The organism is Microbacterium sp. (genome assembly GCF_031178525.1).
GTDB lineage: Bacteria > Actinomycetota > Actinomycetes > Actinomycetales > Microbacteriaceae > Microbacterium.
On sequence record NZ_JAPSJA010000097.1, the window covers coordinates 1 to 9,070 of the forward strand.

General features: G+C 70.2%; 8 protein-coding genes. 4 read left to right on the plus strand and 4 right to left on the minus strand.

Annotation, left to right across the window (positions count from 1 at the left end; all coding sequences use genetic code 11):
• Positions 1–57 precede the first annotated feature (57 nt).
• Positions 58–3,045, minus strand: a complete 2,988-nt coding sequence (locus RIF89_RS07970) for an SMC family ATPase (protein ID WP_309068593.1) — start codon at positions 3,043–3,045, stop codon at positions 58–60.
• On the minus strand, positions 3,042–4,196 hold the full coding sequence (locus RIF89_RS07975; protein ID WP_309068594.1) for an exonuclease SbcCD subunit D: 1,155 nt from the start codon (positions 4,194–4,196) through the stop codon (positions 3,042–3,044). The genes RIF89_RS07970 and RIF89_RS07975 overlap by 4 nt, the downstream gene beginning before the upstream one ends.
• 198 nt (positions 4,197–4,394) lie before the next feature.
• Here RIF89_RS07975 and RIF89_RS07980 point away from each other — a divergent pair, with 198 nt between their 5' ends.
• Positions 4,395–5,147 carry an alpha/beta hydrolase gene (locus RIF89_RS07980; protein WP_309068595.1) on the plus strand — a complete coding sequence of 251 codons (753 nt, stop codon included), beginning with the start codon at positions 4,395–4,397 and terminating at the stop codon, positions 5,145–5,147.
• Here RIF89_RS07980 and RIF89_RS07985 read toward each other — a convergent pair whose 3' ends face one another.
• On the minus strand, positions 5,148–5,579 hold the full coding sequence (locus RIF89_RS07985; RefSeq protein WP_309068596.1) for a pyrimidine dimer DNA glycosylase/endonuclease V: 432 nt from the start codon (positions 5,577–5,579) through the stop codon (positions 5,148–5,150).
• A gap of 87 nt (positions 5,580–5,666) precedes the next feature.
• Here RIF89_RS07985 and RIF89_RS07990 point away from each other — a divergent pair, with 87 nt between their 5' ends.
• Both RIF89_RS07990 and RIF89_RS07995 read left to right on the plus strand, forming a co-directional pair.
• Positions 5,667–6,200, plus strand: a complete 534-nt coding sequence (locus tag RIF89_RS07990; protein WP_309068597.1) for a hypothetical protein — start codon at positions 5,667–5,669, stop codon at positions 6,198–6,200.
• Between the two features lie 404 nt (positions 6,201–6,604).
• On the plus strand, positions 6,605–7,090 hold the full coding sequence (locus RIF89_RS07995; protein WP_309068598.1) for a hypothetical protein: 486 nt from the start codon (positions 6,605–6,607) through the stop codon (positions 7,088–7,090).
• A 13-nt stretch (positions 7,091–7,103) separates the two neighbouring features.
• Here the strand turns inward: RIF89_RS07995 and RIF89_RS08000 are convergent, their stop codons facing one another.
• A complete protein-coding gene (locus RIF89_RS08000) occupies positions 7,104–8,072 on the minus strand; it encodes an SDR family oxidoreductase (protein WP_309068599.1) in 969 nt (322 codons plus the stop codon).
• A gap of 83 nt (positions 8,073–8,155) precedes the next feature.
• On the opposite strand from RIF89_RS08000, the gene RIF89_RS08005 reads away from it, so the two are divergent.
• Positions 8,156–9,070, plus strand: a 915-nt coding sequence (locus RIF89_RS08005) for a DUF222 domain-containing protein (protein ID WP_309068600.1), incomplete at its 3' end; no start/stop codon positions are given.

Sequence of the window (9,070 nt, forward strand, 5' to 3'; positions counted from 1 at the left end):
CCCCGTACACGAGCGCGGCCGCTCCGAGCAGCACCGCACCGACGACCTTGCGCTTGTTCACGATGCCAACGCTACGGCGTGATCCTGCTTCACGACGCTCCACCCCTGCGGGGTCTGCTCGACGCGCAGCTGGGCGGGGATCTGCTCCTTCATCGCCTCCACGTGGCTGATGACGCCGACCGTGCGGCCCCCCTGACGCAGCTCGTCCAAGGTGCGCATGGCGGTGTCGAGCGTCTCGGCGTCGAGCGATCCGAAGCCCTCGTCGATGAAGAGCGTGTCGAGCCGGATGCCGCCGGCGCGGCTCGTGACGACCTCGGCCAGCCCGAGAGCGAGGGCGAGCGATGCGAGGAACGTCTCGCCGCCCGACAGCGACTGCGCCGAGCGGGCGCGGCCCGTGAACTGGTCCATGACCTCCAGCCCGAGGCCCGACGCCGCCCCGCGCGCGGCGAGCGCGTCGGAGTGCTGCAGGCGGTAGCGGTCGGCGGACATCTCGGCGAGACGGATGTTCGCGGCTGCGACGATCTCCTCGAGCTCGGCGGCGAGCACGAAGGTCTCGAGCTTCATGCGTTTGCTGTTGTTCGCGCGGCCCGCGACGGTGTCGGCGAGCCGCTTGATCTCGGCAGCTTCCGCGGCGAGGTCGGCGATCTCGGCGTGCGCCGCCTCGATGCGCAGGGTCGCGCCCTCGAGCGTGAGGGCCCGCTCCCCCGCGGTGGTGTGCTGCTTCACGGCGTCGACCCACGCGGCCCTTGCCGCGTCGACGGCCGCGCCGCTCTCGGCGGTGTCGACGAGCTCTTCAGGCAGCATCTCGAGTTCGAGTTCGAGCAGGGTCGATCGCGTGGCGCCCAGGGCGGTCTCGTGCTCGCGGATCTGCGCGTCGAGCGCCCCCCGCTGCGTCGCATCACGCAACGCGGCGATGGCCTCGGCCGGGTCGGCGAACCCGGCGTTCTCCACGGCTGCCTGCAGCGCGTCTGCCGCCTCGACCGCAGCCTTCTCGGCGCGGGCCGCCTCTCGCTGCGCCCCGGCGTACGCGCCCGCGAGCGTCACCAGCCGCTGCTCGGCGCCGATCCGTGCGGCGACGGAATCGGCATCGCCGCGCGCCTCGGCCACGGCCGCGCGGTCCTTCGCGAGCGCATCCCCGGCGGCCGTCACGCGTGCCTCGAGGTCGCTGCGCTCCGCGATCGCGGCCGCGCGCTCGGCACCGTGGCGCCGCTCCTCGGCGTCGAGCGCCACGCGCTCGGCCTCCAGCCGCTCCTTGTCGGCCGCCGCGGCTTCGGCCGATGCGAGCTTCTCGCGCGTCGCATCGAGCTCCGTCGCGAGCGCCTCGGCCGGACGCGCGCCGGAGTCCTTGAGAGCCTCGGCGTGCGCGCGGTCTGCGGCGGCGTACGCCGTGTTGGCGGCCTCGTACGCGGCGACGGCCGCGCGGCGCGCGACATCCGCTCGCTCGACGTCGCCGGCGGACACCGGGTCGTCGCCGCGCTCCGCCGGAGACGGGTGGCTGGTCGATCCGCACACGGCGCAGGCCTCACCGTCGACCAGTTCGGCGGCAAGCTCGCCCGCCATCCCGGCGAAGCGACGAGCCTGCAGGTCGGAGTGGTGCGCCTCCGCCTCGTCCTTGGCCCTCCTCGCGCGCTGCAGGCCTTCGAACGCGTCCTTCTGGTTTGCGAGAAGGACATCGATCGATTGCGCGGCGGCCAGCTGCGCCTCCAGGCCCGAAACCTGCGCCGCGAGCGGTTCGCGCGTGGCCGTCGCGACCTCCGCGCGACCGAGCGCCTCCTGAATTCGAGCGCGCTCCGCCGGCAGCGCGCGTGCTCGCTCGTCGAGCGCCTCGAGCCGCAGCGCGGCCGCGTCGGCTCGCGCCCGCAGCTCGTCGATCGCGCGCGCGTCCGACGCGAGCCTGGCCTCGACCTCCCGCAGCGGGCGCCACGCGCCGATCCGCTGCTGCGCCTCCGACACGACCTCGTCGAGCCGTGCGGCGTCGAGGTCTTCCTGACCCGCGTCGTCCCACGCGCGCCGCGCCGTCTCGAGCGTGCTGTTGGCCGCCTCAAGGGTGACGAGAGCGCGACCGGCGGAGTGCTTCGCCGCGCGCACAGGCTCGGCTCGCTGAGCCGCATGCCGCTCGGCGCGGAGCTCGGAGATCTCCGCGGCGCGCGCTTCGAGCGACGCGAGCGTTGACCGCGCGGCGTCGCGACGCTGCTGCTTCTCACGCTGCGAGGTGCGCTCGGAGTGCTCGGCCTCGGCATCCGCCAGCGCCTTCGTCGCCTGCTGCTGCACGGCGTCGGCTTCCTCCGCGAGGTGACGCGCGCGCAGCGCGGCGCGGCCGATCCACGCGATGCGCTCCTGAAGCGATGGGTCGCCTTCGAGCGACTCGACGATGTCGCCCGCGATGCCCGACGCGTGGTCGAGCCGGGCGACCAGAGCCTGGCTCTCGTGCTCGACGCGGGCGGAGGCCTCCTTGCGGCGCTCGTCGAGCGCCTTCTCGTACTCCTCGAAGCGCTTGGTGCCGAACAGAGTGCGCAGCAACTTCTGCCGGTCGGTGACATCCGCGAGCAGGAACCGGGCGAAGCGGCCCTGCGCGAGCAGGATCACCTGCAGGAACTGCTGCTGCGTGAGCCCGATCTCCTCCTCGATGAGCGTCGCCACGTCGACGGGACGCGCCGCGCGGCCCACCCACTCGTCGCCGATCCGCTCGAACATGCGGGCTTCGGCCTTCTGCGGGGTGACGCCCTCGCCGCGCTTCTTGGGGCGGAAGAACTCGGGGCTGCGCTCGACGCGCCAGGTGCGGTCGCCGTTGGTGAACTCGAGGGCGACCTGCGTACGGTCCTCGGGTTCGGCATGGTCACTGCGAAGGCGCTTGTCGCCGCCGTCCTCGTAGCGCGGGGCCGAGCCGTAGAGGGCGAAGCAGATCGCGTCGAGGATGCTCGACTTGCCCGCGCCGGTGCGGCCGGCGATGAGGAAGATGCCATCGCCGGAGTAGGCGTCGAGGTCGATGACCTGGCGAGTGCGGAAGGGGCCGAATCCCTCGATCTCGACCCGGTGGATTCTCATGCCGACACCTCGGCGACCGTGCGGGTGTCGACGATCTCGCGGATCAGCGCGGTCTCGCCTTCGGTCGGGCCGCTCCCCTCGCGCACGTGAGCGAGGAACGTGTCGATCAGCTCGACGTCGCTGACCGCCTTCTGCACGCGGGCGCGGTAGCTCAGCCCGTCGTCCTCGGCACGGCCCTGCGGATCCGGCTGGATGGTCGCGCAGAACGGGAAACGCTGCTGCAGGCGACACATGGGCTCGGCCTGCGGCGTCGGGTCGGTGAGCACGGCGCAGACCCACGCGTCGACGTGTGCGTCGTGATCGGCGAGCGTGAGCAGCTCGTCGAGCGTGCCGCGCAGGGTGACGAGCGGGCGAGGCACCGAGAGCTCGAGCCACTCGACGCGCGCCAGGCCGTGCGCGTCGAGGTCGACGAGCCAGGATCCGCGCGGCTTGTCCGCCTCGCTGAAGCTGTAGTGCAGCGGTGCTCCGCTATACCGGATGTGCTCGGCGAGGCGGCTGCGCCCGTGGATGTGCCCGAGGGCGACGTAGTCGGGACCGTCGAACCTCGCGAGGGGCACCACGTCGAGGGAGCCCTGCCGGATCTCGCGCTCGACGCCGGCGCTCGGCTCGACCCCGGCGGCGAAGCAGTGCGACACGACGACGGAGCGTCCAGCCCGGTCGGCGCGATCCGCCCCGATAAGGCGCATGGCGTGTGCGATCGCCTGCTCCTGGGTGCGCAGGTCGCTGCCCTGCCACACCGCGCGGGCGAGGATCGGCTCGAGGTACGGGATCCCGTAGAAGTGCACAGGACCATGCTCATCGGCGAGGGTCACCGGGGTGCCGACGCTTGCGACGTCGGTGATGACGTGCACACCGTCGCGCAGCAGTGGCGCCATGAAGCCGAGGCGCGCGGCGTTGTCGTGGTTGCCGCTGGTCAGCACGATCTGCGCGCCGGTCGCGCTCAGTTCGCGCAGCACGTCGGTCAGCAGCGTGTAGCAGGCGGCGGCCGGCGTCGCCGAGTCGAACACGTCGCCCGCGATGACCACGACGTCGACCTCGCGCTCGCGCACCTGCATGGTCAGCTCGGCGAGCACACCGCGCAGCGCCTCGAGCGTTGAGTGTCCGTGGAAGGACCGCCCGATGTGCCAGTCAGAGGTGTGCAGGATCCGCATGCCACCACGGTAAGGACGAGGTCGGACATTGCCGTGGAGGACCGCCGGGCAGCGGGCGGATGCTCAGCTCGCCCTAGGCTTGCCGCGAACGGAGGGTCAGTGGCTGCCTTCCACCGCCAGGCGAGCGATCCGGCCATACGCGCTCCGAGCTTCGAGTTCGCTCAGGAGTGCAGTCCACCGCACCGGTACCGTCGATCCATGCCTTCCGACCCGACCCGCCACCCGGCGACATCCTTCTTTTACCGGGAGGCCACGCTGATCTGGGAGGCGCGCGGATCGGGCGACACGACGTTCGTGCTCGTGCACGGCATCGGGATGGGGCGCACGGTCTTCACCGGCCTTGCGGAGCTGCTCGCCGAACACGGCCGCGTCATCGCGATGGATCTGCCGGGGTACGGCGAGGCTCCCGAACCGGACCGCACACCCACGGTCGAACGCCTCGCGGATATCGTGGCGGCGTTCCTGCGCGCAGAGGAGATTCAGAATCCGGTCCTGATCGGCCACTCCATGGGAACGCAGGTGATCGTCGAGGTCGCGGCGCGTCATCCGGACATCTCCACCCGCCTGGTCCTGATCGGCCCCACTGTCGAGATCGGGCAGCGGCGACTCGGGATTCAGTTCCGCAAGCTCGCGCGCGACCTGATCGATGAGAGCCCCAAGGTCCTGCTCACCGGCGCACGCGAGTACCTGCGCGCCGGTCCGAACCTGCGCCGGAAGATGCGCGCGATGCCCGTCCACAGGCCGGAACTCGCGTATCCGCACGTGCCCGGCGACGTCCTCGTGCTGCGCGGCGAAGCCGACACCGTCGCTCCTCGGGAGTGGTGCGAGTACGTCGCCTCTGCGGTGCCGAGCGCGCGCCTCGAGGAGGTGCCCGGCAGCGGCCACGAGACCATGATCAAGAACCCGGATCCGGCCGCCGAGCTGATCCTGAAGTGGCTCGCGGACGACTGATCACGGGCGTTCCCAGGGCTCGATATCGCCCGGGACGACGACGAACATTGGGTGCAGCAGGGGCGAGCCACCGACGACCTGCTCGTGCACCGCGGGCGAGCGCTCGGAGAGCTTGCGCAGCAGGTGCTCCCACTCGAAGGCGACCTGCCCCTCCGTCACGGGGATGAGCGTGGTGCCCGGCGTGGGGAGCTCGGCGATCCGCTCGACATCGAAACGGTAGCCGCGGCGCGCGGCGTCGGCGGCGATCGCGGACAGATACGACGCGATGGCTCCCGTGGGCTGCTCGTGGGCGCGGAACCGCTCCAGCTGAGGATGTTTGGTGTACCCACGCGTGCGCCCCAGCAGCACCGCCTGGGCCAGCAGCGCCTCGCGCCACGCCGCGGTGAGCCCCTGCCGATCGAGCAGCTCAGGATGCAACGACCACAGCCTCATCCGCACCCCCGTTTCGCTCCCATTTTAGGTGCGGCCGCCTGGGGATAACTCCTTCGCCGCGACCGTCTCCGGCCCTACCTTGGGGGCATGCTGTCTCGTCGTTCGTCGGTTGCCGTCGCCGCCCTGCTCGCCATCGGGCTGAGCGGATGCGCGGCGACGCCTGCGCCGACGCCGTCCCCGAGCACAACTGGATTCGTGAGTGAGGAGGAGGCGTTCGCGGCGGCCGAGGAGACGTACCGCGCGTACACGAGCTCTGTGGACGACTACTACGGGGGACAGAACACTAGCGACCCGCTTCAGTACCTGGTGCACGAAGCGCGCGAATCGGAAGAGGCGGCGCAGGCGCTCTTCGACGAGCAGGGCCTCCAATCCGAGGGCTCAGTTCGGATTGTGTCATTCACAGCGCAAAGCGTGAGCCTCGTCGCCGGAGCGGCTGAAGTGAAAGCTCTCGCCTGTCTCGACACCAGCGACCGCGTCATCCGCGATCAGACCGGCAAGGAACTAAACCCCGACGCCGATGCCGTAATTGGGCAGGAAGTAGTGCTTGTCAGCATCAACGAGCGCATGCGCATCTCATCTACAGAGCAAGTCGAGGATGGTAACGAGTGCACGGCCAACTGATTGCGGTGCATGCGGCCGTAGCAATTTCCATCGCCGCGTCATCCCTTCTAACTCCGACCGCCGCGGCGGCGAGCGCGGGATCCTGCCCCCAAATCCTCATCGATGCCGGCATGTGTCCAATGCTGGACGACCCCACGAACACAGGCACCGGTGTATCGACGGGCGGATCCTGGACGATCCGTGACGCCGAGGATCCTCCGAGCGATGCTCCTCCTTTCGACGGCGCCTGGAGCCCGCCCGCGTCAAACAGCCACGGGCAGCCAGACGATGGGAAGAACAACACCAGCGGCACGCGCCTATGCCTGGATGACCAAAGCACCATCGTTGGCCCGGAGTGCACGATCGACATCCCCGAGCCCACCGAGGAGACCGCGGAACCCGAAGAGCCGCAGGCCCCACCCGCGGTGGTCACGCTCACCGACCTCGCGTCCTTCGTTCCGGCTCCCCCGTCGGTCGCGACCGAGCCCGATGGGATCGGCGCGAAGAACATGCCGCTGAACACGATCGCCACCTCGAGCGCGCAGACGATCGACGGCGAGCTGTTCGGGTTCCCGGTGTCGGTGACGTTCACGCCGGCCGGGTTCCGACAGGACTGGGGCGACGGCACGGTCACCGATTCGCGCACGGGCGGCGCCGCGTGGCAGACGCTCGGGCAGCCCGAGTTCAGCCCCACCGACACCAGCCATGCCTATGCCGAGAAGGGCACCTACACGCTCACCGTCACCGCGCTCTACACGGCGGTCGTCGACTTCGGCGAGTGGGGAACGCGCTCCGTCGACGGGGTCATCTCCGCACCCGCCGCGGCCCGCGACATCCGGATCGTCGAGGTGCACACCGCACTGGTCCAGCAGGACTGCATCCAGAACCCCGACGGCGCCGGCTGCTCCTGACCGGCCGGACGACTCAGCCGTGCGTCGCGACCAGCCGGTCGAAGGCGGCGTCCAGCTCCTGATCCACCTTCTGGCGCGACGGGTCCGCGCGGTACCACTCGGCGATCTCGCGGGCTCCGTCGGCGAAGGGCGTCGTGGCGACCCATCCGGGCACGAGCTGCTTGATCCGGGTGTTGTCGAACAGCACCGAGTGCGCCTTGTCGCCGACCAGCCCCGGGCCCATCGAGGGGATCTCCCGCCCGATCGCCTCCGAGGTAACATGCACGATCTCGGGCTCGACGCCGAGCGCTCGCCCCATCAGCCGTGCGATCTCGTCCCACGTGAGGCTCTCGTCGCTCGTGATGTGCACGGCCTGGCCGATCGCGTGGGGGTTGCCGAACAGTCCCACGAACGCTCGCGCGAAGTCGCGTGAATGCGTGAGCGTCCACCAGCTCGTGCCGTCGCCGTGCACGACGACGGGACGGCCGTCGATCATCCGCTGCAGCGTGGTCCAGGCCCCTTCGAGCGGGATCAGTGCCGGCCCGTACGTGTGGCTGGGCCGCACGATCGTCATCGGGAAACCGCTGTCGCGATACGCCGCGACGAGCAGATCCTCGCTCGCGATCTTGTCGCGGGAGTACTGCCAGAACGGGTTGCGCAGCGGCGTCGACTCGACGATCGGCAGCTGCGCGATCGGCTTCTGGTACGCCGACGCGCTCGAGATATAGATGTACTGCCCGGTGCGTCCGCCGAAGATCCGGATGTCGTCGGTCACCTGCTGCGGCGAGAAGCTGCGGAAGTTCGCGACGACGTCGAATGTCTCGTCGCCGATCGCGCTCGCGATGGAATCCGCATCTCCCGCGTCGCCGACGAGCCCGCGCACACCGACGGGCAGCTCGCGATTGCCGCGGTTCAGCAGCGTGACGTCATGTCCGCGCTCGACCGCGAGCGTCGTGACGTAGGAGCTGATGTTGCCGGTGCCGCCGATGATGAGGATGCGCATGCGCGCCACGCTACCCCCCGTACTTTCGACTTCTGCGCGCAACCAATCTTCCCTATGTGGTAGATTTGTACTACACTTCAGTCATGGACGAGGTTCCGGTTTTCGAAGATCCGCTTGACGCGGTGAGTCGGATCGGGCTCGCCTGCTGGGAGCTGCGTGACCAGCTCGATCGCGTCGGCGGGCTCAGCGACGCGGACGCCGTCTATTTCGCCCGCATCGTCGAGGAAGGCGGGCGCATCCTCGACGCGCTTCGGGTGCGCGCCGCCGGCGAACTCGAGAAGCGGTCCCTCCGCCCCGGCGATCAGAACCTCGCCGCGCGGCACGGGTGTCGCAACGGCGTCGAGCTGATCGAACGCGTCACCCAGGCGCCGACCGCTGAGGTCCTTCGTCGCGTCACCCTCAACAAGCGAACGTCGGCGCGCCTGTCCCTGACGGGCGAAACCCTGCCTCCCGCTCTGCCCGCGCTTGCGTCGGCCCTTGACGAGGGGCGCATCGGCACGAACGCGGCGACGCAGATCTCCGCCATGCTGCGGGGTGTCGAACACCGAGCAGATCCCGAGATGGCGGCCCTCGCCGAGGAGTCACTCGTCGATCTCGCCACCGGATCCGCCACCGGCACCCTCCCATGCACGTTCGCGGAGCTCAAGACCCACGTTCAGACCTGGGGCCTGCTGCTCGATCAGGACGGCACGCCGCCCGACCCGGAACGTGCAGCGGCACGTCGCGGCATCACCTTCGGCCCGCTCAAAGACGGTCTCTATCCGTTCCGCGGCAACGGCACGCCCGAGCTGATGGCTCAGTTCCAGCGCCTCTCGGATGCGTACTGCAACCCCGCCGTTCGCTTCGGCACCGACCCCGGCCTGAAGGATCCGGACGAAGAGTGGACGAGCGACGATGCCGTCAGCGACGCCCGCACCGCTGCACAGAAACGGCACGACCTGCTCGTGTCCGCACTCCAGGCCGCCGCACGCAGCGAGGAGACGCCCTCACTGGGAGGC

Bases quoted from the DNA above. Each gene is read 5' to 3' on its own strand.
- RIF89_RS07970 (WP_309068593.1), bottom strand. From the start codon at position 3,045: ATGAGAATCCACCGGGTCGAGATCGAGGGATTCGGCCCCTTCCGCACT.
- RIF89_RS07975 (WP_309068594.1), bottom strand. From the start codon at position 4,196: ATGCGGATCCTGCACACCTCTGACTGGCACATCGGGCGGTCCTTCCAC.
- RIF89_RS07980 (WP_309068595.1), top strand. From the start codon at position 4,395: ATGCCTTCCGACCCGACCCGCCACCCGGCGACATCCTTCTTTTACCGG.
- RIF89_RS07985 (WP_309068596.1), bottom strand. From the start codon at position 5,579: ATGAGGCTGTGGTCGTTGCATCCTGAGCTGCTCGATCGGCAGGGGCTC.
- RIF89_RS07990 (WP_309068597.1), top strand. From the start codon at position 5,667: ATGCTGTCTCGTCGTTCGTCGGTTGCCGTCGCCGCCCTGCTCGCCATC.
- RIF89_RS08000 (WP_309068599.1), bottom strand. From the start codon at position 8,072: ATGCGCATCCTCATCATCGGCGGCACCGGCAACATCAGCTCCTACGTC.